Raw genomic sequence first — 24,373 nt, 5'->3', positions numbered from 1 at the left:
AGACGCTGAACAAGTATGACGAATACGGCCTGCCCGACGCCGGCAATGTCGGCCGGTTCCAGTACACCGGCCAGACCTGGATCCCCGAGCTGGGCTTGTATCACTACAAGGCCCGGGTCTATTCTCCGACCCTGGGACGGTTTCTACAGACTGATCCCATCGGCTATGGCGCAGGCCTGAACTGGTATGCGTACGTCAACAATGATCCGCTGAACAAAGACCGACCCGACCGGCAATAACCCCGCCACCGGAGCTCCGGTTAAGCTGACAGCACCGGCGCGCCACCCCTCTGTCCTTGCGGCGGACAAAGGGGTCCCGGGCACAAGGCCCGGGATGACGGAGGCGGCGTGTTTGTTCTTATACTTGACGCCCATGGGCCGCGACCCTTGGAGCCAATAGCGTCCCTCGGCGGTTTTGCCGAAGATCGTACTGCCCGATCCCAAAACAAACGAAGCACCTTCGAACAAGGCGGCGATATAGCGACGATATACCAATAGCGAGGCGACCATGACCGATTGGGACTCCCTGGACGACGGCAAGTATCGTGACGAGGCGGCGGTGATCGCCGACCTGCTGGCCGCCCAGCCCCTGAGTTCGGAAGACCGCGCCGCCGTGCGCGCCGAGGCCGAGGCCCTGGTGCGCGGCGCCCGCCGCAGCGTCCGCAAGCAGGGGGTGGTCGAAAGCTTCCTGCAGGAGTTCAGCCTGGGCACCCGCGAGGGCCTGGCCCTGATGTGCCTGGCCGAGGCCCTGCTGCGCACCCCCGACGACGACACGAGGGACAAGCTGATCGCCGAGAAGATCGGCTCGGCCGACTGGGCCAGCCACCTGGGCGGCTCCGACAGCCTGTTCGTCAACGCCTCGACCTGGGGCCTGATGCTGACCGGCAAGATCGTCGAGCCGGACGACCAGGCCCAGAAGGACCTGCCGGCCTTCATCAAGAAGATCGCCGGCCGCCTGGGCGAGCCGGTGATCCGCGCCGCCGTCGGCCAGGCCATCCGCATCATGGGCGAGCAGTTCGTGCTGGGCCGCACGATCGAGGCGGCCATCAAGCGCGCCGCCAATGACGGCGACATCTGCAGCTTCGACATGCTGGGCGAAGGCGCCCGCACCGCCGCCGACGCCGAGCGCTACGAGAAGGCCTATGCCGACGCGATTCAGACCGTCGGCAAGCTGTCGAACAAGGCCGGCCCCGAAGCCGGCCACGGCGTATCGGTCAAGCTGTCGGCCCTGACGCCGCGCTATGAGGCGACGCAGGAAGCCCGGGTCTGGAACGAGCTCTATCCGCGCGTCCTGCGCCTGGCCCTGATCGCGGCCAAGCACGACATCAACTTCACCATCGACGCCGAAGAGGCGGACAGGCTCGCGCTGTCGCTGAAGCTGCTGGACCGGCTGTGCCGCGAGCCCGGCCTCGGCGAATGGACCGGCCTGGGCCTGGCCGTCCAGGCCTACCAGAAGCGCTGCCCCGAGGTGATCGCCCGGCTGACGGCCCTCTCCAAGGAAACCGGCCGCCGCCTGATGGTCCGCCTCGTGAAGGGCGCCTATTGGGACAGCGAAGTGAAGCGCGCCCAGGTGGCCGGTCGTCCGGACTATCCGGTCTACACCACCAAGCCCGCCACCGACCTGTCGTACCTGGTCTGCGCCAAGGCCCTGGTCGCCGCCGCGCCGCACCTCTACGCCCAGTTCGCCACCCACAACGCCCACACCCTGGCCGCCGTGGTCCGCATGGCCAAGAACGCCGGCGTCCGAATCGAGCACCAGCGCCTGCACGGCATGGGCGAGGCGCTCTACAAGGCCGCCGACGACCTCTATGACGGCATCACCCTGCGAGCCTACGCCCCGGTGGGCGGCCACGAGGACCTGCTGCCCTACCTGGTCCGCCGCCTGCTGGAGAATGGCGCCAACACCTCGTTCGTCCACGCCCTGCTGGACGAGCGGGTGCCGGTCGAGAAGGTGGTGGTCGACCCGGTCACCGCGGTCGAGGCCCATCCCGACCGTCACGCCAAGATCCCGGTCCCGACCGACATCTACGGTCCGCGTCGCCGCAACAGCGCCGGCGTCGACCTGTCCGTCAAGGCCGCGCGCGACCGCCTGGCCGCCCATGTCGCCGAACTGGACAAGCTGACCCTGTCGGCCGGTCCGCTGATCGGCGGCAAGCTGACGGCGGGCGCGCCGCCGATGCCGGTGCAAAGCCCGACCGACAACGCCCGCGTGGTGGGCGTGGTCTCCGAGGCCCAGTTGCCGCAGATCGACCAGGCCTTCAAGTTGGCCCGCGCCGCCCAGCCGGCCTGGGACCAGGCCGGCGGCCCCGTGCGCGCCGGCGTCTTGCGCGCCATGGGCGACGCCCTGGAAGCCAATCTCGAGCGCCTGTGCGCCATCCTGTCGCGCGAGGCCGGCAAGACCCTGCCCGACGCGGTGGCCGAGGTGCGCGAGGCCGTCGACTTCTGCCGCTACTACGCCAAGCTCGCCGAAGAGCAGTTCGGCCTGGCCGGCGAGGTCCTGACCGGCCCGGTGGGCGAGACCAACAGCCTGCGCCTGGCCGGGCGCGGGGTGTTCGTCTGCATCAGCCCGTGGAACTTCCCGCTGGCCATCTTCACCGGCCAGATCGCCGCCGCCCTGGCGGCCGGCAACGCCGTGCTGGCTAAGCCGGCCGAGCAGACCCCGCTGATCGCCTTCGAGGCCATCAAGCTGTATCACGCCGCCGGCCTGGACCACCGCCTCCTGGCCCTGCTGCCGGGACGCGGCGAGACGGTCGGGGCGGCCCTGACCGCCCACGAGGGCCTGGACGGCGTGGCCTTCACCGGCGGCACCGACACCGCCTGGCGGATCAACCAGACGCTCGCCCAAAGGCAAGGCCCGATCGTTCCGTTCATCGCCGAAACCGGCGGCCTGAACGGCATGTTCGTCGACACCACCGCCCAGCGCGAGCAGGTGATCGACGACGTCATCCTGTCCGCTTTTGGCAGCGCCGGCCAGCGCTGCTCGGCCCTGCGCCTGCTGTTCCTGCCGCAAGACACCGCCGACGGCGTGATCGACGGTCTGAAGGGGGCGATGGACGCCCTGGTGATCGGCGACCCGGCCCTGGCCGTCACCGACGTCGGCCCGGTGATCGACGCCGAGGCCAGGGACGCGCTCGACAAGCACCTGGTGCGCCTGAACCGCGAGGCCAAGGTCCTGCACCAGTTGAAGGCCCCCGAGGCCGGGACGTTCTTCGCCCCCGTCCTGGCCGAGATCCCGGCCGCCGACTTCCTGGAGCGCGAGGTGTTCGGCCCGGTGCTGCACGTCGTGCGCTACCGTCCCGAGGACCTGGAGCCGGTGGCGCAGGCCCTGGCGGCCCGCCGCTATGGCCTGACCCTGGGCGTCCACTCGCGGATCGAAAGCTTCGCGGCCGATGTCCAGCGCCTGGTCCCGGCCGGCAACTGTTACGTCAACCGCTCGATGACCGGCGCCGTGGTCGGCGTCCAGCCCTTCGGCGGCGAGGGCCTGTCGGGCACCGGCCCCAAGGCCGGCGGCCCCCACGCCCTGCTGCGCTACGCGGTCGAGCGGGCGCTGAGCGTCAACATCACGGCGCAGGGCGGCGACCCGGCGCTGCTGAACCTGTAGGACTGGAGAGCCGCTGAAGTCTGTCCCTAAAACGTTGTCATCCCGGCTGTAGCGAAGCGGAAGGCCGGGACCCAGGACCGCCGCACTGCGCCGGCCCCTGGGTCCCGGACAGCCTCCGCGAGGCTTCCGGGATGACAACGGTTTTAGGTCTCTGAAATTTTCGGGATCGTCCGCCCACCACTGAATACGGGCGCCGCCCCTACCCGCCCGACGCCGCGTGGAAGACCGCCAGCTGTTCGGCGAAGGCGCGCTGGTAGGCGGGGCGCGCTTCGGCCCGGGCGACATAGGCGGCGAGGTTGGGATATTCGTCCAGCAGGCCCGAGCCCCTCACCCTCAGCAGCACCGAGGCCATCATCAGGTCGCCGGCGCTGAACGCCCCGTCCAGCCAGTCGGCGTCGCCGAGCCGCTGGGAGAGCTCGGCCAGCCGCGCGCGGATGCGGTCGTGGACCATGGCCAGGCGCTCCTCGTACCAGCTCTTGTCGCGCTCGGTGAACATGACCCACTGCAGCTCGACGATCGACTGCTCCACCGTGCTGAGCGCTGCGAACATCCAGGTGATCGCCCGCGCCCGGCCGTTGGCGTCGTCCGGCAGCAGGCCCGGATGGCTTTGCGCGATGTGCAGCACGATGCCGCCGGTCTCGAACAGGACCAAGTCGCCCTCCTCGTAGGTGGGGATCTGACCGAAGGGATGGCGCGCGAGGTGAGCCGGCGCCTTCATTTCGGGGAACGTCAGCAGTTGGACGTCGTAGGGCAGGCTCACTTCCTCGAGCGCCCAGCGAACGCGCATGTCGCGCGCCAGGCCCCTGCCGCGATCGGGCGACTGCTTGAAGGCGGTGATGGTGGGCTTCATGGGTGACCTCCCGGCGCGTGCATGGCGCGATCCAACGTGACACAGCGCGTGGCGATGATCTCGCGCGCGTCTGTTCTGTCCCGAGGACGCGCCACCAGCGGGCTTTCCGACATGACCACGTTGTCCTTTTTTCGGGAGCGGCGCTGGGATTCCAAAATCGAATTTACTTAATCCCCTCCCCCGCGCCGCGGCCTTCCGCTAGGTTGCATGAAAACAAGGGAGGCAAACATGCTGTCGAGACGTCGCCTGATGATGGCCGGAGCCGCCGCCATGGCCGCGCCCGGCGCCGGCGGCGCGTACGGCGCGCAGGCTTCCACCCCCTTCGTTACAGTCAAGGACGGCCGCCTCAGCCTGGACGGCAAGCCCTACCGCTTCGTCGGCGCCAACCTCTGGTACGGGGCCTGGCTGGGCTCGCCGGGGCCGGAGGGCGACCGGGCCCGGCTGGGGCGCGAGCTGGACCGGCTGAAAGCCCTGGGCGTCACCAACCTGCGCGTGCTGGGCGCGGGCGAACGCTCGCCGGCCAAGGTGGCGATGGACCCGACCTTCCGGGGCCCGGGCGAGGACTACGACCAGAACCTGCTGAAGGGCCTGGACGTGCTGCTGGCCGAGATGGGCCGGCGCGGCATGAAGGCGGTGATCTATCTCAACAACTTCTGGGACTGGTCGGGCGGCATGCCGGCCTATCTGCGCTGGACCGGCAACGGCGAGTGGTTCCAGCAGGGCGACCCGGCCCACCCCTGGCCGCAGTTCGCCGACTATTCGGCCCGCTTCTACGGCGACGCCAAGGCGCAGGCCCTGTTCCAGCACTATGTCCGCGCCCTGGTCGGCCGCACCAGCAGCGTCACCGGCAAGCCCTATCGCGACGACCCGACGATCATGGCCTGGCAACTGGCCAACGAGCCCCGGCCCGGCGGCAGCGAAGCGTTCGGCGTCGCCAACCTGCCGACCTACTACCGCTGGATCGCCGAGACCTCGGCCTTCATCAAGGGGCTCGACCCGCGCCACCTGGTCAGCACCGGCAGCGAGGGCGACATGGGCTGCCTTCAACGCGAGGCCTGTGTGGTGGAGGCCCACAAGCCGGCCAGCATCGACTACCTGACCCTGCACGTCTGGCCCAACAACTGGGGCTGGATCGACTTCAAGGACCAGCCGGGGACCTACGCGGCCGGCGAGGCCCGGTGCCGCGACTACATCAGCCGCCACATCGCCCTGGCCAAGGGGCTGAACAAGCCGCTGGTGATCGAGGAGTTCGGCCTGATCCGCGACGGCCGCGCCTTCGCGCCGGGCGCGCCGGCCACGTTCAAGGACCGCTTCTACGGCACGGTCTTCGACCTGGCCCTGGCCGACATGAAGGCCGGCGGCCCGGTCGCCGGAACCAACTTCTGGGCCTGGAACGGCGAGGGCCGCGCCCACCACCCCGACGCCTGGTTCAAGATGGGCGACCGCGCCTATGTCGGCGATCCGCCGCAGGAGGAACAGGGGCTGTTCGGGGTGTTCGACACCGACGCCACGACGTTGGCCGTGGTGCGGGCGCATGCGAAGGCGGTGGCGGCGCTGTAGAGATTTAGAACCCTCTCCCGGAGGGGAGAGGGAGGGGCCCGCCGCGTAGCGGTGGGAGGGTGAGGGGTGACGCCCTCACCGTTTTTCTATGAGCGCCCTGCCGGCACGCCGTCTGACGCCTAAACCCCTCACCCTCCCAAGCTTCGCTTGGGCCCCTCCCTCTCCCTCTGGGAGAGGGTCTCGGTGAGCCAAAAAAGTGGATGTTACCGGTGTCATGATCCGTGGTAGCGATTTCGCCGAGCGCGAGCCCAACCGCGCCGGAGGAAGCTCATGGACCATTCCAATGTCGGCCGACGCGGCCTGATCGTCGGCGCGGGCGCGGCCCTGGCGCTGGCCTCGAGCCCCGTCCTGGCCGCCAGGCCTGGTCCTGTCGTGACCACCACGGCCGGCAAGGTGCGCGGCGCCGGCACGGGCGGGGTCAGCGTCTTCAAGGGCCTGCGCTACGGGGCCGATACCGGGCCGCTGCGCTTCATGCCGCCCCGGCCGCCCCAGCCGTGGACCGGCGTCCAGGACGCCCTGGCCTATGGCGCGGCCTGCCCTCAAGGCAAGGGCGAGGACGGCGAGACCCTGAGCGAGGACTGCCTGTTCCTCAATGTCTGGACCCCGGCGGCCCTCGACAACAAAGGGGGCGGCAAGAAGCGGCCGGTGATGTTCTACATCCACGGCGGCGCCTACAACACCGGCTCGGGGGCCAGCCCCTGGTACGACGGAACCAAGCTGGCCCGGCGCGGCGACGTGGTGGTGGTGACGGTCAACCACCGGCTCAACGCCTTCGGCTACCTCTATCTGTCGCGACTGTTCGACGACCCCAGCGTCGCCGACAGCGGCAATGTCGGCCAGCTGGACCTGGTGCTGGCCCTGCAATGGGTGCGCGACAACATCGCCGCGTTCGGCGGCGACCCCGGCAAGGTCATGCTGTTCGGACAGTCGGGCGGCGGGGCCAAGATCGCCACCCTGATGGCCATGCCGGCCGCCAAGGGCCTGTTCCACCGCGCCGCCACCATGAGCGGCCAGCAGGTCACCGCCGCCGGCCCGTTCAACGCCACCAAGCGCGCCAAGGGCTTCATCGACAAGCTGGGGATCAAGGACCTGGCCGCCCTGCGCGCCCTGCCCGCCGAGCAGTTCCTGGCGGGTCTGAAGGCCGTCGACCCGATCGCCGGCTCGGGCGGGGTCTATATGGGCCCGGTGCTGGACGAGCGCTCGCTGACCCGCCATCCGTTCTTCCCCGACGCCGCGCCGCAAAGCCTGGACGTGCCGATGATGTGCGGCAACACCCATGACGAGACGCGCGGCTTCGTCGGCTACGACAAGAGCCTGATGGACCTGACCTGGGAGCAGGTGGTCGACAAGCTGCCGGCCCAGTTCAACGCCCGCATCGACATCGACCCGGCCACGGTGGTGGCGGCCTATCGCCGGATCTATCCGGCCTACACCCCGGCCGACGTCTATTTCGCCGCCTCGACCGCCGGCCGCTCGTGGAAGGCGGCGATCATTCAGGACGAGGAGCGGGCCAGGGCCGGGGCCCCGGCCTTCGCCTACCAGCTGGACTGGCGCTCGCCCAAGGACGGCGGGATCTGGGGCGCGCCCCATACGCTGGACATGCAGCTGGTGTTCGGCAATTTCGACGCGCCGGGGGTGATCACCGGCTCGGGACCGGAGGCGGTGGCGATGCACCAGCGCCTGGCCGACGCCTTCATCGCCTTCGCCCGGACGGGAAACCCCAACACGCCGTCGCTGCCGAAGTGGGAGCCCTATGGCCTGCCCAAGCGCCAGACGATGGTGTTCGACAACACCTCGCGAATGGAGGACGACCCGCGCGGGGCCGAGCGCGAGCTGTTCAACAAGGTGCCGTTCACGCAGTTCGGGACGTAAAATTCCTCCCCCTGTGGGGGAGGCGGTCGCGCAGCGACCGGTGGGGGGAGTCTGCGAAGGTCGAGCCTGCGCGCGGCCTACCTAAACCTCCCCCCTCCGTCGGCTGCGCCGACACCTCCCCCACAGGGGGAGGTCTTTCCAGTCAGGCGGCGACTTCGTCTTCGTCCTCGTCTTCCGGCCACACCCCCAGCGCCGCGTCGCGCAGGGCCTCGGCGTGGTCGGCGATCTCGGCGACCAGTTCGTCGTCGAGGCCGCGCGCCTCGAGCGCCAGCGCCAGGTGGCCGACCATGTGGTCCAGGTCGTCGTCCTCGAGCCCTTCCTCGGCCAACCAGGCCAAGGCCGGCGCCAGCATGGCCTCGTCGTGGTTGTCGAGGTCGAGGGCGGCCGCCACGAAGGCCCGCGCCCCGGGGGTGATCACGGCGCCGATCAGGTGGGCCAGCAGGTCGTCCTGCTGAGCGCGTTGGAAGAAGTCGTCGAGGGCGGCCTGGGCGACGGCTTCGCCGCCGATGCGTTCATAAGAGGTCATGGGATTCCTCGCTTGCAGAGGGGAAACCGGGTCACGCGAACGCCAAAAGGCTACCACGCGCCCCGGCGGGGAGCGTGATGGCCCCGTGACAGTCTGGTCGTCGTTTTGTGAAGCTAGCCCTTCGGCGCCGCCGTCCCCCGCGGATAGACCCGGGCGTCGGGATCGCCCCGCCACAGGGTTTCCATCCCGGTGTCGGTGAAGCGGGCGCGCAGCCTGTCCGAGCCGTCGACGGCGAACAGGCCGTCGGCGGTCAGGGGCGTCAGGCTCCGCAGCGGCCGTTCGGCCCGCGCCATCCACAGCTTGCCGTCACGCAAGCTGATCGTGACCTCGCCATAAGGTCCCGCCCAGGCCTTCAGCCGGCTGGGCGGGATCGAGACCGGCTTCAACGCCGCGTCGACGGTGATGCGGGCCCAGGCGTATTCGGCCAGCGCTTCCGGCGACGCGCCGGGCGCCGCCGCCAGGCGCGTCAGGGCCAGGGACTGGGCGGTTTCCAGGGCCCGGGCGGACGCGACTTCGATCGTCGGCGCGACGCCGGTTCCGTCCCAGTTGGCCTGGCTGACCGCGTGGACGGGACGGCCGAAGGAGACGCTGAGCATGAAGCCCGGCGCGACGGGCACGAACTTGTTGTTGTTGGCCGCGCCCGCCGTCTTGGCCCCGACCAGCTCGCCCAGCTTGAACTGCTGGACGTCGTAGGCGAAGGCCTCGGCGGCCGAGCCGGTGTTGCCGTCGATCAGCACATAGAGCGGCTTGCCCTTCAGTCGGCCGGCCGGCAGGTGGTCCAGGGTCCACGACTGCTTGGGGGCCTGCCCGCCTTCCAGGAAGGTCAGCTCCAGAACGTCCGGATCCATGAAATGGCTGACCAGGTAGCGCACCGCCTGGTGCGTGCCGCCGGGATTGCCGCGCACGTCGATGATCACCGCGTCGCCGTCCTTCAGGAAGCGCAGGGCGCTGTCGTAGACCGCTCCGGTCTCGTCCTGGATCCACTCGAAGCCGGCGACCTTCAGGTAGCGGATATTGCCGGGCAGGATCTCCTGCGCGACCAGCCCATGGTGGTCGCGGACGGCGGCGCGACGCTCGAAGGCCGCCGCCCCGCTCTGGCTCATCGCGGCGCCGTCCGCCGGGCTGGCGCTGGTGGCCGCCGCATACTGGGCCGGGTTGTAGAGCATGTACATGTGGCGATCGCCGCTGGCGGCCCGCAGATCCTCGGTGACCCGCTCGGCGAAGACCCCCGCGTCCTCCATGTCGTAGCGGCCGTCCTGGCGCGCCTTTTCCAGTCGCGCGACGATCGCCGCGTCCTTCTCCGGAAAGACGTAGGACGCGCGCACCGCGGCCGCGATCGCCGTCAGGGCCGCGTCGCGGTCGGTCCTGGACAGGACGTCGGGCGCCGCCTGTTCCGCGCCGGTCGCCACCTGCCGGGCCAGGACGGGCGCGGCCGGCGCGATCAGGACCAGGGCGGCCGAGGCCAGGAGAAGAAAACGGGGATTCATGGAGCCTCCAGGGGGACCTGCGGATCGTCGGAAAGCCGGCCGGCGGCCTGGGCGATGCGGTCGCTGAAGGCCTGGCGTTCGAGCGCGGCGATCGTCTCGACCAGCAGGGCCGAGAGCGGCGCGGAGAGTTCTGCGTCGAGGCCGGCGGCGGCGGCGTTCACCGCCCGCCACTGCCGGGTGACGGCGGGCAGCATGGCCTGGGCGCGAGGGGTCAGGGCGACGATGCGCTCGCGCCCGTCCTCGCCCGGCGACAGGAACACCAGGTCGGCCTTGGCCATCTGCGAGACGGTCTGGCTGGCGGCCGAATGGCTGATGCCGGCCTGGCGCGAGATGACCCGGATCGAGACCGGCCCCAGGGCCATCAGCGCCTTGACCACCGGCGTGTAGCGCGGGCGGTAGTCGAGGCCCGAAGCGCGGTAGGCCTGCTCCACCGCGCCGTCGAGCAGCTCGATCAGGTGGCGCAGAAGCGTGCCGAGCGTGGGTGTGGGCGGCGTCATGCGCGAGATATGTATAAGCGCTGTTATATCGAGTCAACGAACAGCGTTCGGACACCGGAGATGCACGCGGAGACGTATGGACAGTTGAGATCGGGAGCCGCCATGCGTCCTTCGAGGCCCTCCGTTGGAGGGCGCCTCAGGATGAGGAACTCTGTGCTTTCCTCATCCTGAGGTGCGTAGCGTAGCGAAGCCTCGAAGGACGCAAGGAGCCCGCCGGACGCCTACTTCGCCGCGTCCATCAGGCCGGCGAACCGCTCGAACAGATAGAGGCTGTCGGTCGGTCCGGGCGAGGCTTCCGGGTGGTGCTGGACGCTGAACACCGGCTTGCCGGTCACCGCGATGCCGGCGTTGGTGCCGTCGAACAGCGAGACGTGGGTCTCGGTCACCGCTTCGGGCAAGGACGCGCTGTCCACCGTGAAGCCGTGGTTCATCGAGACGATCTCGACCTTGCCGGTCGTCAGGTCCTTCACGGGGTGGTTGGCCCCATGGTGTCCCTGTTCCATCTTCACGGTCTTGGCGCCCACCGCCAGGGCCAGCATCTGGTGCCCCAGGCAGATGCCGAACACCGGCTTGCCGCTGGCCACCAGCTTCTGGATCTCGGGCACCGCGTAGGCGCCGGTCGCGGCCGGGTCGCCCGGGCCGTTGGACAGCAGCACGCCGTCGGGGTTGCGGGCCAGGATGACCTCGGCCGAGGTGTCGGCCGGCACCACGGTGGCCCGGGCCCCGACATGGGCCAGGGCCCGCAGGATGTTGCGCTTGACGCCGTAGTCGAGGACCACGACCTCGTACTTGGGCGCGCCCAGCTTGGCGTAGCCTTCCGGCCACGACCACAGGCCCTCGTCCCAGGTGAAGGTCTGGGTGGTCGAGGCGTCCTTGGCCAGGTCCAGGCCTTCCAGGCCCGACCAGGCCTTGGCCTTGGCGACCAGGGCGGGCAGGTCGAATTCCCCGGTCGGCGAGTGGGCGATGACGCCGTGCGGCATGCCGGTCTCGCGGATCTTGCGGGTCAGGGCGCGGGTGTCGACGCCGGCCAGGCCGATGACGTTGCGGCGCTTCATCCAGCCGTCGAAGTCGCTGTCGGCCCGCCAGTTGGCCTGGGCGGTGGGGACCTCGCGGAAGATCGCCCCGCGGGCGGCCGTCTCGGCCCCGCCGGCCATCTGTTCCAGGTCCTCGACATTGGTCCCGACATTGCCGACGTGCGGAAAGGTGAAGGCGACGACCTGGGCCATGTAGGAGGGATCGGTAAGGATCTCCTGGTAGCCGGTCATGGCGGTGTTGAAGCACACCTCGCCGACCGCGTCGCCGACCGCGCCGCAACCGACGCCTTGCAGGATCGTGCCGTCGGCCAGGGCCAGAACGCCGGTGACGCCGGGGAGAAGGTCATTGGACATCTCGGAAGCGCCTCCAGAACGCGTGGCCAGAACGGGCCGGTCATTGTCGCAAAAAGGCGGGCTGGAGATAACCCCATCCCGCCGCGCAAACGGCGGCGTGTCTAGGGGGGTATGACGGGGGGGTCAAGCCCTTCGATCACGGCGGGACGGGCCGCTCGCCACATTCCCGTGATCGCTGAACTTGCCCCCTCGCGCCGGATGGCCTCGGGCCCTTATGGTGGCCCGGTTAATCCAGAAGACTGCACGAAGAACAGGGGAGGACGGCCCATGCTCGAACTGCGCCCCAATTGCGAATGCTGCGACCGCGACCTGCCGCCCGACAGCGACCAGGCCCGGATCTGCACCTTCGAATGCACATTCTGCGCCGACTGCGTGGAGACCCGATTCTCCGGCGTCTGCCCCAACTGCGGCGGCGACCTGTCGGCCCGGCCGATCCGCCCGGCCGCGGCTCTGCACCGCTTCCCCGCCTCGCTGAGGCGCGTCCACAAGGCCCACCCGGCCTGCGCCAGCGCGCGGCCGCCGCCCGCGGCGCGGGAAGCGCCGCCGTCCTGGGCCGCGCGGCCGTAGATGGCCCCGTCCCTCCCCTTTATGGGGAGGGTGGCGGCGAAGCCGACGGGTGGGGCTTGCTGACTCCAGGCGCCGGGCGCCGATCCCCCACCCGACCCCTTCGGGGCCACCCTCCCCACAAGGGGGAGGGAAGAACATGATATTGGCGCCCCCCACTTGGCGTCGTATCACCCGGCTCCGATCCGGAGAGCCCGCCATGCCCGTCACCACCGTCGGCGTCGACGCCGACGACACCCTCTGGCACAACGAGACCCTGTTCCGCCTGACCCACAAGCGGTTCGTCGAGCTGCTGGCGCCCTATGGCGACCAGGCGGCCATCGACGCCCAGTTGGCCGAGACCGAGAAGCGCAACCTGCGGCTCTACGGCTACGGGGCCAAGGGCTTCACCCTGTCGATGATCGAGACGGCGATGGACCTGACCGACAGCCAGGTCAGCACCGGCGTGATCCGCCAGATCCTGGCCGCCGGCCGCGAGATGCTCAGCGAGCCGGTCGAGCCGCTGCCCGGCGTCGAGAAGGCCCTGGCCCAGCTGTCGGAGCGCTACCGCCTGGTGCTGGTCACCAAGGGCGACCTGCTGCACCAGGAACAGAAGCTGGCGGCCTCGGGCCTGGGCGACCTGTTCGCCGCCGTCGAGATCGTCTCGGAGAAGGACGCCGACACCTACCGCCGGGTGTTCGCCCGCCATGGCACGGGCCCCGAGCAGGCGGTCATGGCCGGCAATTCGGTGAAGTCCGACATCATCCCGGCCCTGGAGGCCGGCGCCTGGGCGGCGCTGATCCCCTACCCGCTGGTCTGGGCCCACGAGGCCGCGACGGCCCCGAAGGAGCACGGGCGCTATGTGGAGCTGGGGTCGATCGGCGAACTGCCGGGGTGGGTGGGTACGCTGCGATAAACCCTCTCCCAGAGGGAGAGGGAGGGGCCCAAGCGAAGCTTGGGAGGGTGAGGGGGTAGGACGTTCGACGGCGTGCCGGCAGAGCGCCCAGAGAAAACAGTGAGGGCGTGATCCCTCACCCTCCCACCGCTACGCGGCGGGCCCCTCCCTCTCCCGCTGGGAGAGGGTGTTCTTTTGGCCAAGCCCACCGATCCAGTCCCGCGCCGGCCGCTCGAACAGCACCAGCGACAGGTAGGCGATCGGGATCAGGGCCAGGACCCAGAACAGCACCCAGGCCCGCATGGCGTCGCCGTTCAGGTTCCACATCCCCAGCCCCACCCAGGCCAGGCCCATCTTCAGGACGATCGGGTGCAGCAGGTACAGGCTGAAGCTCAGTTGGGCCCAGGGCGCCAGGCGGCGGCTGACCCCGCCCTGGGTCCCGGCGGCGTCGGCGGCCACCGCCGCCATGCCCAGGGCATAGACCACCAGCAGCAGCAGGGTGCGGTCCAGGCGGATCGTCGACAGGGCCAGGAACAGGGCCAGCAGTCCCCACATCCAGAACCGCGCGCCGGGCAGCCTGGCCAGCCACGGCCGCAGCTGGAACGCCAGCATGCCGATCAGGAAGCCCGGCACGGCGCGCAGCACCCCGAAGTTCCAGGTCCACTGGTGGAAGGGCATGTCGCCGTCGGGGTTCATCAACAGGACCGCCAGGCTGCCGAACGCCGCCACGGCGGTGAGGATCCGCCCCCGCGCGGTGATCCAGAACAGCAGCGGCAGGGCCAGGTACATGCCCATCTCGGCGCTGATCGCCCAGCTGGCGAAGTTCCAGGTCTGGGCGTGGCAGACATGCCAGGCGTGGATGAAGACGATGTTGGGGACGATGCAGGCCAGGTCGTAGCGCTTGGGGTCGCGGTCGGCGATCCAGCCGGCCTGGCCGGCGGCCCAGACCGCGACGAACACCAGCATCGTCGCCCAATGCAGCGGCCCCAGCCGCGCCACCCGCTTCTTCAGGAAGGTTCCGTACCGGCTCCAGCTGTTCAGCCGGCCGGCATAGATCGCCGCCATCACGTAGCCGGAGATCAGGAAGAACAGGTCGACGATCAGGCTGAAGCCCTTGACCATGTCGTCGGCCAGCTGCCAGCGCCCATCCAGGTTGATGAAGCGGTTGAAGTGGAAGACCACGATCATCAGCGCCCCGACGATGCGTAGGGCGTCGAGGTGCAGCATCTCGTCGGAGTCGGGTTTCAGGGCGGGGAAGGCTTTCATCGTCCCTGGGATGCGGCGGGCGGGCGCGATGGTCAAGCTCAAGCGATCGTCGGGAGAACGGGACACAAGGGCTGAACCGGGGTTCCCCACCGCTGTCATCCCGGACAAGGCCCGCAGGGCCGCCGATCCGGGACCGCCGGAAGCGCCGAGTTCACGCGTCGGTCCCCGATCTTCGCGCTGCGCGCTCGTCCGGGATGACAGCCGTGAGAACTAGAGCGGGAACTGCGATCGCGCAGACGGCATAGGTTGGGCCGCCCGTCAGTGCCCCGCCCCCTCCGGCAGGTGGGTCTTGTCGTGCCGGCCGACGCGATCGACCAGCGAGGCGGCGGCCGCGTTCATCCCCGTCACCACCACCTCCGCGCCCTGGCGGCGATAGCGGAACACCACCTTATCCACCGCCGCCACGGCCGTCAGGTCCCACAGCTGCGCCCCGCTCATGTCGATCTCGACGCGGCGGGGATGGCCGTGGAATTCGAAGCTGGCCACGAACAGCTCGGCCGAGACGAAGAACAGCTGGCCGCGCACGGCGTAGCGCCGCAAGTCCTCGTCGTCGCCGGGCAGCGCGTCGACCGAGACCATCTTGCCCACCTTGCGGGCGAAGAACAGCAGGCTGAGCAGCACCCCCAGCACGACGCCCTTGGCCAGGTTGTGGGTGACCAGGACGGTGGCGGTGGTGGCCAGGGTGACGACCGAGGACTGGATCGGCGTCGAGCGCAGCTTCAGCACCGAGTTCCAGTCGAAGGTGGTGAACGACACCATGATCATCACCGCCACCAGGGCGGCCATCGGAATCCTGGCCACCCAATCGCGCAGCAGCAGGATCAGGATCAGCAGGAACAGTCCCGCCCAGAAGGTCGACAGCCGGCCGCGGCCGCCGGACTTCACATTGATGATCGACTGGCCGATCATCGCGCAGCCCGCCATGCCGCCCAGCAGCGGCGAGACGATGTTGGCGATCCCCTGCCCCCGCGTCTCGCGATCCTTGTCGGACGGCGTGTCGGTCAGGTCGTCCAGCAGGTTGGCGGTCAGCAGGGATTCCAGCAGGCCGACGAAGGCCAGGGTCAGCGACACCGGTCCGATGATCCGCAGGGTCTCCCAGGTCAGGGGCACGGCGGGCAGGTGGAAGGTCGGCAGGACGGTCGGCAGCTGGCCCATGTCGCCGACGGTGCGGACGTCGACCTTGAAGGCCACGGCGACGGCGCTGAGCGCGAGGATCGCCACCAGCGACGAGGGCACGGCCTTGGTCAGGCGCGGGAACAGATAGATGATCGCCAGGCCGGCGGCGACCATGGCGAAGGTCTGCCAGTTGGCGCCGACCAGTCGCGGCATCTGCGCCAGGAACACCAGGATACCCAGCGAATTGACGAAGCCGCTCATCACCGAGCGCGAGACGAACTTCACGTAGCGGCCCAGGCGCAGCACGCCGATCACGACCTGGATCACCCCGGTCAGCAGGCTGGCGGCGAACAGGAACTCGATGCCGTGGTCGCGCACCAGTCCGCCCATCAGCAGCGACATCGCGCCGGTGGCCGCCGAGATCATCGCCGGCCGCCCGCCGACGAAGGCGATGGTCATGGCGATCACGAACGAGGCGTAGAGCCCCACCGCCGGGTCCACGCCGGCGATGAACGAGAAGGCCAGGGCCTCGGGGATCAGGGCCAGGGCAACGACCGTGCCCGACAGCAGGTCCGCGCGCGGCTGGGCCAGCCACTCGCGACGGAGGGTGGTGAGGAAGGTCATGGGGGCGCCGTCGCCAATCTCGAATGTCCCTCCCCATAGAGGGGAGGAAAAGCCCCTGTCTACCGCAGTTGCGGCCCCTTGCTCCGGTCCAGGCTGGCCAGCGCCACCTTCGGGGCCGAGGGATCGGCCGCCTCGCCGCCGGCCTGGGCCAGCAGGGTGTCGATATGCGCCCGCTGGGCCTTGAAGCGGCTCAGTTCGCCACCGGCCAGGATCGTGCCCTGGGGCACCTTGGCGCCGATCGGGTTGACGCGCTGGCCGTTGAGCCAGACCTCGTAGTGCAGGTGCGGGCCGGTCGACAGGCCGGTGGAGCCGACATAGGCCACCACCTGGCCCTGGCGCACGTGGACCCCGGGGCGGATGCCCTTGGCGTAGCGCGAGATGTGGGCGTAGCCGGTATCCCACTGGCCCGAATGGCGGATGCGCAGCCAGTTGCCGTAGCCGCTCCAGCGGCGGGCCTCCAGCACCACGCCGTCGCCGGCCGCCAGGATCGGCGTGCCGGCGCCGGCTCCGAAGTCGACGCCCTTGTGGCCGCGCGTGTACCCCAGCACCGGGTGCCTGCGCATGCCGAAGGTCGAGGTGATGCGAGCCCCGTCGACCGGCGTGCGCAGCAGGAAGCCCTTGATGTTCTTGCCCAGCTCGTCGAAGAACTGCGGCTTGCCGTCAGGCCCGTCGCGATCGAAGGCGTAGAACTTCTGGCCCTTGACCTCGGCGTATTCCAGGTCGCCGACCTCGACCGTGCGGCCGCTCTCGGTGACCTTGCGGTCGAACACCAGGCAGAACCGGTCGCCCTCGTGGATGTCGCGCGAGAAGTCGATCCGGTGCGAGAACAGCTGCGCCGCCTGGCTGATCACCGCCGGGGTGCCGCCGACATTGGCCACGCTCTCGTAGAACGAGCCGTTCATCTGGCCGCAGGCCACCTTGGTCTCGTCGGTGACCTTCTCCTCCAGCTCCCGCAGCTTCATCGCGCCGTCGAAGGTGCGCGAGACGGTCAGGGTCGAGGACGGGCCGGTGCGCATCGACAGGCCGATCAGCCGGGCGGGACCACCCCGGCCGGCGCGACGCTCGGCGACGGCGGCCTCGAAGGCCATGCCGGCCTTGATGTTGACGGTGTCGATGGCCCCCTGCAGCGTGGCGACCACCTGGCGGGCGTCGTTGGGAGCGACGCCGGCCCGCAGCACGGCGCTTTCCAGGGTCTCGCCCGGGCGCACCTTGACGGGGATCGATTGCGGACGGTCGAAGCCCGGCTGGGCCTCTGCGCCGGCGAAGGCGGCGTGTTGCAGGGCGGCCATGGCCACGGCGTCCAGCGGCGCGCGGACCACCGGGACCGGCGTGTCGGGAGCCGTCAGCTTCCACCCCAGGCCCAGGGCGGCCAGACCGGCGACGGCCGTGAAGATGCGCGGCGCGAGGCGCAAGGTCGGCCGTCTCGGATCGAATTCCTGCATCAAGCCCCCGTTCGGTAGCGATGCCGCGTGCGTTCACAATGACACGGGCTGGGATGCCCCCCAGCAAATCTCGCGCCGGAAAATGGCGGATGACTCCGCCTCAGGGCAAGGACTATTCGGTGCTTCGGTCGATTTGTCACGGACATGGTTAATCCGTTGTCCTACCTAAAGAAAACGCCCGCCTCCAGGGAGGCGGGCGCTCAACTTTCGGAAGGTCTGGCCCGCTGGCGATTACGCCGCGGCGACCTGCTCGTTCGGGTCGCGCAGCACGTAGCCGCGGCCCCAGACGGTTTCGATGTGGTGCTTGCCCTGGGCCGAGGCCGCCAGCTTCTTGCGCAGCTTGCAAATGAAGACGTCGATGATCTTCAGTTCCGGCTCGTCCATGCCGCCGTACAGGTGGTTGAGGAACATCTCCTTGGTCAGGGTCGTGCCCTTGCGCAGGGAGAGCAGCTCCAGCATCTGGTATTCCTTGCCGGTCAGGTGAACGCGGTTGCCGTTCACTTCCACCGTCTTGGCGTCCAGGTTGACCACGATGTCGCCGGTCTTGATGACCGACTGGGCGTGGCCCTTCGAACGACGGACCACCGCGTGGATGCGGGCGATCATCTCGTCCTTGTGGAACGGCTTGGTCATGTAGTCGTCGGCGCCGCCCGAGAAGGTCTTGACCTTCGTGTCGATCTCCGACGAGCCCGACAGGATCATGATCGGCGTGTTGACCTTGCCCACCCGCAGGGTGCGCAGGACGTCGATGCCGCTCATGTCGGGCAGATTCAGGTCGAGCAGGATCAGGTCGTAGTCATAGATCTTGCCCAGATCCACGCCCTCTTCGCCGAGATCCGTCGTGTAGACGTTGAAGCCTTCAGACTTCAGCATCAGCTCGATGGTCTGCGCGGTGGCGCTGTCATCCTCGATCAACAGTACGCGCATGCAGCCCTCCCCGCCCTTAGGCGGCATTATTCGACAGCTAGGCGGAATCCGCCGGTGAAACCCGTCCTGACACTCTGCCGGACAGTTAATTTAAGACAGGTTAATGGTGAATGATCTCGCTGAGGAAATGGTTAATCTGATTTGCGAATCGGGTGCAAGCGCTCAGCGACTCGTTTGTCGCATTGGTCGCAGGGGCCTGTGGATGGTTCGTCAAGACGATTCCTTTGGGCCCGAATGGGTTAAAACCGGGGCCTGTAAAGGGATGTGTTAACGCGCCGAAGGCGACTTTTCCGGCCGCCGCGTTCATCTGTAAGGCGAGATTGCGGCGTTCTGTCGCGAGCGTTCTGGGGCCTTTCCGGGCCCACCGCGAGACGGAGCTCGGACGGGGTCCTGGGGATGGCGCGACGTCCGGTCGCGGATGCGTTCACCCGCACACATCAGGTCATCCCGGAGCGTTCGTCGAGAGTTGAGATGGGAAGCGCCGTGCGTCCTTCGAGGCCCTCCCCTGGAGGGCGCCTCAGGATGAGGAGCGTTGTGCTGAATTCCTCATCCTGAGGTGCGGAGCGTAGCGAAGCCTCGAAGGACGCAAAGCGCCCGCCGAAGGCAGCCTGCACTACGTACTGGGACTAATCCTCCGCCCCCAGCCACCCGGCCTCCCGCAGCCTCGCGACCGAGGCCCGCGACACCGGGGCCGACAGGTCGCCGCGCAGCGCCAGGCGCAGGTTGCGGCCGTCGGCGACCACCCCGACCACCGCCGCGCGGGCCACCCACCACGAGCGGTGCACCCGCATGCCCTCGACGCCGCCCAGGCCGGCGATCACCCGCTCGAACGGGCCCTCCACCAGCCGCGAGCCGGCCTGGGTGTGGACGCGCACATAGTGGTCCTCCATCCGCAGGCACAGCACGTCGCCGGGCGCGGCGGGGGGCGCCGGGACGGGCGGGCGAACGACAGGGACCCGCGACGGCGAAGCATGCGCCGCCAGCTTGCGGCGGAGGATCACGAAGGTCAGGACCGGGCCGGACAGCACCAGGCACTGGCCGTACCACTCCAGCGGCGTGATCTTGCCGTGCAGGAACGGCCACAGGGTGGTGGCCAGCCAGCCGACGAAGGCCGCCAGCGGAACACATCCCACCAGCAAGGCCGCGCCCACGGCCAGCCACACCGGGACCCCCACGCGGGTCGCCCAGGTGACGGCCAAGCGCTGCAGCACGCCGAAGATCAGGGTTCCCACCCAGAAACAGGCGACGAAGTGGAAGATGCGCGGCGGCAGCGGTCCGTTGAAGTAGCTGCCATACGGCCCGACCAGCGCCATGAACACGCCGATCGCCGCGCCGACGGCCAGATCGATGGCCCATTCACGGGCGGTTCCCAGCAGCGGTTCGGCCGTGGCGGTCATGGCTTTGCTATAACGCGGGTTCGCCGGTTCGCGAACCCGTTCGCCCGTTCGCGAAGACGGCGTGGCGCCGCGCCGCGCGCCGCCTCATCCCTTGCCGGTGTTTCACCCGCAGAGGACGTCCATGTCGATCCGCTCTCTTCTCCTGGCCCCGCTGGCGGCCCTGGCCCTGGCGTCGCCGGCCCTGGCCGCGAACGCCGGCTTCACCGTGGTCCAGGTCCCCGACCCGCGAGGCCCGCCGATCACCGTCGGCGTCTGGTACCCGACCGACGCCCCGGCCGCGCCTATGACCCTGGGCATCGGGGCGCAGACCGTGGCCCGGGGCGCGCCGCTGGTCGGCGACCACCTGCCGCTGGTCGTCATGTCGCACGGCAACGGCGGCTTCTTCGGCGGCCATGCCGACACCGCCCAGGCCCTGGCCCAGGCCGGTTTCGTGGTCGCCGCCCTGACCCATGTCGGCGACAACTACCAGGACCAGAGCCGGGCCACCGACATGGCCAACCGGCCGCGCCAGCTGTCGCTGCTGATCGACTACATGCTGACCGCCGCGCCGATGAAGGCCGCCATCGATCCGGACCGGGTCGGGGCCTTCGGCTTCTCGTCCGGCGGCTTCACCGTGCTGGTGGCGGCCGGGGCCACCCCCGACCTGACCAAGGTCGCGCCCCACTGCCAGGCGCACCCGGACTATTTCGACTGCAAGCTGACCAAGGATCGTCCGCCGCCCGCCGACGCCCTGAGCGCGACCTGGGTCCACGACGCCCGCATCAGGGCCGTGGTCTCCGCCGCCCCGGCCATGGGCTACACCCTGGACGTCAGCCGGGTGACCCTGCCCCTCCAGCTGTGGCGAGCCGCCGACGACAAGATCCTGCCCGATCCGGACTACGCCACGGCGGTGCGCGCCCACCTGCCCAAGGCCCCCGATTACCACCTGGTGGCCAAGGCCGGGCACTTCGACTTCCTCACCCCGTGCAACGACGCCAACCAGGTGTCGGCGGCCTTCATCTGCTCCAGCGCGCCGGGGTTCGACCGGGCGGCGTTCCACCGCGATTTCGACGCCAAGGTGGTGGGGTTCTTCACCCGGGAGCTGGCGCCTTAAGAATGCGGTTTTTCGTTTCTGAATCGTCGTCGCCCTCTCCGTTTCCCCGGCGAAGGCCGGGGCCCAGGTGAAGCCCACGAGCCGCTCTGGATGAATCTGGGTCCCGGCCTTCGCCGGGAAAACGGCGGTGGGAGAGCTGCGTTTCAACGAGAAGCAACAAGCCATAGCCGCGATCCGCTCATCCCGACTTTCGCCGGGATGAGCGGAGGGTAGTGGCCCAGGACACAAGGACGCAGCCCCCTCGCTTAACCGCAAACCTCAACAGCCAATTAACCATGTCGGTCTACTTCACTGCCCATTAACGCCGAGGGCCCAAAGCTTGGCGTTGAGTTGCTGGGGTACTCTGCTTGCGCAGCCTGATCGCCGCCGTCGAACGTATCGACCCGCTGACCATTTCCGGTCGCGTCGCCGCCGTGAACGGCCTCCTGATCGAGGCCCGCGGCGGGCTGACGCGCCTGGCGATCGGCGCGCGGGTCGAGATCGACCGGTTGGGCCTGCCGGTCTTGCCGGCCGAGGTGGTCGGCTTCCGCGAAACCCGCGCCCTGCTGATGCCGTTCGGCCCGGTCGAAGGCGTCGCCCCCGGGGCCGAGATCCGCATCATGCCCGAGGGCGCCACCGTGCGCCCGACCAAGGCCTGGCTGGGCCGGATCATCAACGCCTTCGGCGAGCCGATCGACGGCCTGGGGCCGCTGCCGCAGGGCGAGGTCCCCTACCCGCTGAAGGCCCCCCCGCCGCCGGCCCATGCCCGTGGCCGGGTGGGCGAGCGCCTGGACCTGGGCGTGCGATCGATGAACGTCTTCACCACCACCTGCCGGGGCCAGCGCCTGGGCATCTTCGCAGGCTCGGGGGTCGGCAAGTCGGTGCTGCTGTCGATGCTCGCGAAAGAAGCCACCTGCGACGCCGTCGTCGTCGGCCTGATCGGCGAGCGGGGCCGCGAGGTCCGCGAATTCATCGAGGAGACCCTCGGCGAGGAGGGCCTCAAGCGCGCCATCGTCGTGGTCGCCACCTCGGACGAGCCGGCCCTGACCCGCCGCCAGGCCGCCTACATGACCCTGGCGATCTGCGAATACCTGCGCGACCAGGATCAAGAAGTGCTTTGCCTGATGGACTCGGTGACCCGCTTCGCCATGGCCCAGCGCGAGATCGGCCTGGCCGCCGGCGAGCCGCCGACCACCAAGGGCTACACCCCCACCGTCTTCACCGAACTGCCCAAGCTGCTGGAGCGGGCCGGTCCCGGGCCGATCCGCGCCGATGGCACCACGGCCGGGCCGATCACCGCCCTGTTCACGGTGCTGGTCGACGGCGACGACCACAACGAGCCGATCGCCGACGCCACCCGGGGCATCCTGGACGGCCACATCGTCATGGAGCGGGCCATCGCCGAGCGCGGCCGCTTCCCGGCGATCAACGTCCTCAAGTCCATCAGCCGGACCATGCCCGGCTGCCAGACGATGGAAGAGCGCGAGGTCGTCAAGATGGCCCGCCAGACCATGGCCGCCTACGCCAACATGGAAGAGCTGATCCGCATCGGCGCCTATCGCGCCGGGGCCGACCCGGTGATCGACCGCGCCATCCGCCTGAACCCCGCCGTCGAAGCCTTCCTGGGCCAGGACAAGGACGAGGCCACCAGCCTCGACGACAGCTTCGGCTACCTCGCCCACATCCTGCAGAGTGACGCCGCCTGATGGCCAGCAACTGGGCCGCCTCGCTGATCCGCATCTCGAACCACGAGGTCGAGACGCTGCAGAAGCGCTTGGCCGAGATCGTCGACCGCCGCCAGGCCGCCGAGATGAAGGTGGCCATGCTGGACGCCGAGTCCGAGGCCGAGGCCCTCCAGGCCCAGGGCGACGTCCAGGCCGGCTGGTACATGATCGGCTTTCGCCAGGGCTCCAAGATCCGCCGCGACCAGGCCCTGCTGGAGATCGACCAGACCCTGATCGAGGAGGCCGGGGCCCGCGACGCCCTGGCCATGGCCTTCGAGAGCCTCAAGAAGTACGAGCACGTCGCCGAGGCCGCCAAGGTCGCCCGGGCCAAGCTGGTCGGCAAGCTGGAGATCGCCGCCCTGGACGAGCTGGGCCTGCGCCGGGCGGCGGCCGGTGGGCGGTAGGCCTCCGCTCTCGATCTATTCAGATCGTCATCCCCCGACTTGTTCGGGGGACCCAAGCCATGTCGGCCAACCCAGCTTGGGTCCCCCGCATAAAGCGGGGGATGACGAGCGTGGGATGGGTTCGAAATTCAGCCGAAGGACGGTCGTGGCCGGAGCCCTCGCCGTCGCCGCCTGCGGTCCCAAGGCCCAGGGCCAGCCGGTTCCCGCCGACCTGCCGCCGCTCAAGGCCGTCGCCCCGGTCCGGGTCGGAGCCTGCGTCCAGGCCCTGCATCTGGGCGATCCCGCCCTGTCGGCCCTGCTGACCCGCGAGGTCAGCCAGCTGACCCCCGAGTGGGAGATGAAGATGGAATATGTCGTCCAGCCGGACGGCTCCTTCCGCTTCGACGCCCCCGACCGCATCGCCGCCTTCGCCCGCGCCCACGGCATGGCCCTGCTGGGCCACACCCTGGTCTGGTACGCCCAGGCCCCCGACGCCTTCGCCAGGCTGGACGAGGGCCGGATCAGCTTCGTCGACGCCTATCGCAACTACATCCTGGCCGTGGCCGGGCGCTATCGCGGCCAGGTGGTCGGCTGGGACGTGGTCAACGAGGCGGTGGCCGAGGACGGCGACGGCTGGCGCGACAGCCTGTGGTCGCAACGCCTGGGGGCCTTCGAGCACATCGCCCTGGCCTATCGCACGGCCCGCGAGGCCGACCCGCACGCGGCCCTGCTGCTCAACGACTACAATCTCGAATACTACCCCAGGAAACGGGCCACCTTCCTGAAGCTGGCCGAGCGGCTGCTGGCCTCGGGCGCGCCGCTGACCGGCCTGGGCACCCAGATGCACGTGGCGGCCGACATCGCGCCGGGCGAGATCGGCCGGTCGATCCGCGAGCTGGCCAGCCTGGGCCTGCCCGTCCACGTCTCGGAGCTCGACGTCTCCCTGACCCGGTCGCAGAACAAGCTCCTGTCCCGCGACGAGCTGCGGCGCCGCCAGGCCGCCGTCTATGCCGAGGCCGCCGAGGCGCTCATGGACCTGCCGGCCAGCCAGCGCTTCGCCTTCACCCTGTGGGGCCTGCGCGACCAGGACTCCTGGCTGAAGAAGGAAAACGCCGCCGACGCCCCGGCCCCGTTCGACGACGCCGGCCGCCCCAAGGCCGGCGCGGCGGCGCTGGTCGAGGCGTTCCGGGGGTAGAGCGTTTTC

Annotated in this window: 20 protein-coding genes; 10 read left to right on the top strand and 10 right to left on the bottom strand. The window is 69.6% G+C overall.

Features of this window, described 5'->3' with window-relative positions; translation table 11 throughout:
• Positions 1-239, top strand: a 239-nt coding sequence (locus ASD79_RS06425) for an RHS repeat-associated core domain-containing protein (RefSeq protein WP_162252339.1), incomplete at its 5' end; no start/stop codon positions are given.
• Positions 240-507: 268 nt separating this feature from the next.
• Positions 508-3,600, top strand: a complete 3,093-nt coding sequence (putA, locus tag ASD79_RS06420; protein ID WP_056720213.1) for a bifunctional proline dehydrogenase/L-glutamate gamma-semialdehyde dehydrogenase PutA — start codon at positions 508-510, stop codon at positions 3,598-3,600.
• Between the two features lie 199 nt (positions 3,601-3,799).
• Here the strand turns inward: putA and ASD79_RS06415 are convergent, their stop codons facing one another.
• A complete protein-coding gene (locus tag ASD79_RS06415; RefSeq protein WP_056720212.1) occupies positions 3,800-4,450 on the bottom strand; it encodes a glutathione S-transferase family protein in 651 nt (216 codons plus the stop codon).
• A 228-nt stretch (positions 4,451-4,678) separates the two neighbouring features.
• Here ASD79_RS06415 and ASD79_RS06410 point away from each other — a divergent pair, with 228 nt between their 5' ends.
• A complete protein-coding gene (locus tag ASD79_RS06410) occupies positions 4,679-6,010 on the top strand; it encodes a hypothetical protein (protein WP_056720211.1) in 1,332 nt (443 codons plus the stop codon).
• Between the two features lie 270 nt (positions 6,011-6,280).
• On the top strand, positions 6,281-7,882 hold the full coding sequence (locus ASD79_RS06405; RefSeq protein WP_056720210.1) for a carboxylesterase/lipase family protein: 1,602 nt from the start codon (positions 6,281-6,283) through the stop codon (positions 7,880-7,882).
• A gap of 142 nt (positions 7,883-8,024) precedes the next feature.
• Here the strand turns inward: ASD79_RS06405 and ASD79_RS06400 are convergent, their stop codons facing one another.
• The 4 genes from ASD79_RS06400 to carA form a co-directional block, all read right to left on the bottom strand.
• Positions 8,025-8,408 carry a hypothetical protein gene (locus ASD79_RS06400; protein ID WP_056720209.1) on the bottom strand — a complete coding sequence of 128 codons (384 nt, stop codon included), beginning with the start codon at positions 8,406-8,408 and terminating at the stop codon, positions 8,025-8,027.
• A 113-nt stretch (positions 8,409-8,521) separates the two neighbouring features.
• Positions 8,522-9,895, bottom strand: a complete 1,374-nt coding sequence (locus ASD79_RS06395) for a S41 family peptidase (RefSeq protein WP_056720208.1) — start codon at positions 9,893-9,895, stop codon at positions 8,522-8,524.
• Positions 9,892-10,392, bottom strand: coding sequence for a MarR family winged helix-turn-helix transcriptional regulator (locus ASD79_RS06390; RefSeq protein ID WP_056720207.1), 501 nt, complete (start codon positions 10,390-10,392; stop codon positions 9,892-9,894). Before ASD79_RS06390 ends, ASD79_RS06395 begins: the two co-directional genes overlap by 4 nt.
• A gap of 221 nt (positions 10,393-10,613) precedes the next feature.
• Positions 10,614-11,780, bottom strand: coding sequence for a glutamine-hydrolyzing carbamoyl-phosphate synthase small subunit (carA, locus tag ASD79_RS06385; RefSeq protein ID WP_056720206.1), 1,167 nt, complete (start codon positions 11,778-11,780; stop codon positions 10,614-10,616).
• A 267-nt stretch (positions 11,781-12,047) separates the two neighbouring features.
• On the opposite strand from carA, the gene ASD79_RS06380 reads away from it, so the two are divergent.
• Both ASD79_RS06380 and ASD79_RS06375 read left to right on the top strand, forming a co-directional pair.
• Positions 12,048-12,347 (top strand): DUF1272 domain-containing protein, encoded by a 300-nt coding sequence (locus tag ASD79_RS06380; protein ID WP_056720205.1) that lies wholly within the window; start codon positions 12,048-12,050, stop codon positions 12,345-12,347.
• Positions 12,348-12,543: 196 nt separating this feature from the next.
• Positions 12,544-13,239, top strand: coding sequence for an HAD family hydrolase (locus ASD79_RS06375; protein WP_056720204.1), 696 nt, complete (start codon positions 12,544-12,546; stop codon positions 13,237-13,239).
• Positions 13,240-13,368: 129 nt separating this feature from the next.
• On the opposite strand, the gene ASD79_RS06370 is transcribed toward ASD79_RS06375, so the two are convergent.
• The 5 genes from ASD79_RS06370 to ASD79_RS06350 all read right to left on the bottom strand — a co-directional run bounded on the left by ASD79_RS06370 (position 13,369) and on the right by ASD79_RS06350 (position 19,990).
• The gene (locus ASD79_RS06370; RefSeq protein WP_235524340.1) at positions 13,369-14,520 is read right to left on the bottom strand and encodes an acyltransferase; all 1,152 of its coding nucleotides are present in this window, start codon (positions 14,518-14,520) and stop codon (positions 13,369-13,371) included.
• 222 nt (positions 14,521-14,742) lie between these two features.
• On the bottom strand, positions 14,743-16,224 hold the full coding sequence (locus ASD79_RS06365; protein WP_056720202.1) for a SulP family inorganic anion transporter: 1,482 nt from the start codon (positions 16,222-16,224) through the stop codon (positions 14,743-14,745).
• Positions 16,225-16,283: 59 nt separating this feature from the next.
• Positions 16,284-17,666 (bottom strand): peptidoglycan DD-metalloendopeptidase family protein, encoded by a 1,383-nt coding sequence (locus ASD79_RS06360; protein ID WP_056720201.1) that lies wholly within the window; start codon positions 17,664-17,666, stop codon positions 16,284-16,286.
• Between the two features lie 231 nt (positions 17,667-17,897).
• Complete coding sequence (ctrA, locus tag ASD79_RS06355; protein WP_007671604.1) at positions 17,898-18,593, bottom strand: response regulator transcription factor CtrA; 696 nt, start codon at positions 18,591-18,593, stop codon at positions 17,898-17,900.
• Positions 18,594-19,219: 626 nt separating this feature from the next.
• Positions 19,220-19,990, bottom strand: a complete 771-nt coding sequence (locus tag ASD79_RS06350) for a LytTR family DNA-binding domain-containing protein (RefSeq protein WP_056720200.1) — start codon at positions 19,988-19,990, stop codon at positions 19,220-19,222.
• Positions 19,991-20,111: 121 nt separating this feature from the next.
• On the opposite strand from ASD79_RS06350, the gene ASD79_RS06345 reads away from it, so the two are divergent.
• The 4 genes from ASD79_RS06345 to ASD79_RS06330 all read left to right on the top strand — a co-directional run bounded on the left by ASD79_RS06345 (position 20,112) and on the right by ASD79_RS06330 (position 24,364).
• Positions 20,112-21,083, top strand: a complete 972-nt coding sequence (locus tag ASD79_RS06345) for a prolyl oligopeptidase family serine peptidase (RefSeq protein ID WP_056720199.1) — start codon at positions 20,112-20,114, stop codon at positions 21,081-21,083.
• A gap of 347 nt (positions 21,084-21,430) precedes the next feature.
• Positions 21,431-22,768: a flagellar protein export ATPase FliI gene (gene fliI / locus ASD79_RS06340; RefSeq protein WP_056720198.1), complete on the top strand. Its 1,338-nt coding sequence runs from the start codon at positions 21,431-21,433 to the stop codon at positions 22,766-22,768.
• Positions 22,768-23,190, top strand: a complete 423-nt coding sequence (locus ASD79_RS06335) for a hypothetical protein (RefSeq protein WP_056720197.1) — start codon at positions 22,768-22,770, stop codon at positions 23,188-23,190. The genes fliI and ASD79_RS06335 overlap by 1 nt, the downstream gene beginning before the upstream one ends.
• Before the next feature lie 145 nt (positions 23,191-23,335).
• A complete protein-coding gene (locus ASD79_RS06330; protein WP_368664860.1) occupies positions 23,336-24,364 on the top strand; it encodes an endo-1,4-beta-xylanase in 1,029 nt (342 codons plus the stop codon).
• Positions 24,365-24,373: the final 9 nt, after the last annotated feature.

It is taken from the genome of Caulobacter sp. Root655 (genome assembly GCF_001427665.1).
GTDB lineage: Bacteria > Pseudomonadota > Alphaproteobacteria > Caulobacterales > Caulobacteraceae > Caulobacter.
The sequence above is the reverse complement of the archived record's forward strand: the minus strand, read 5'-3'. Positions and strand labels throughout refer to the sequence as shown.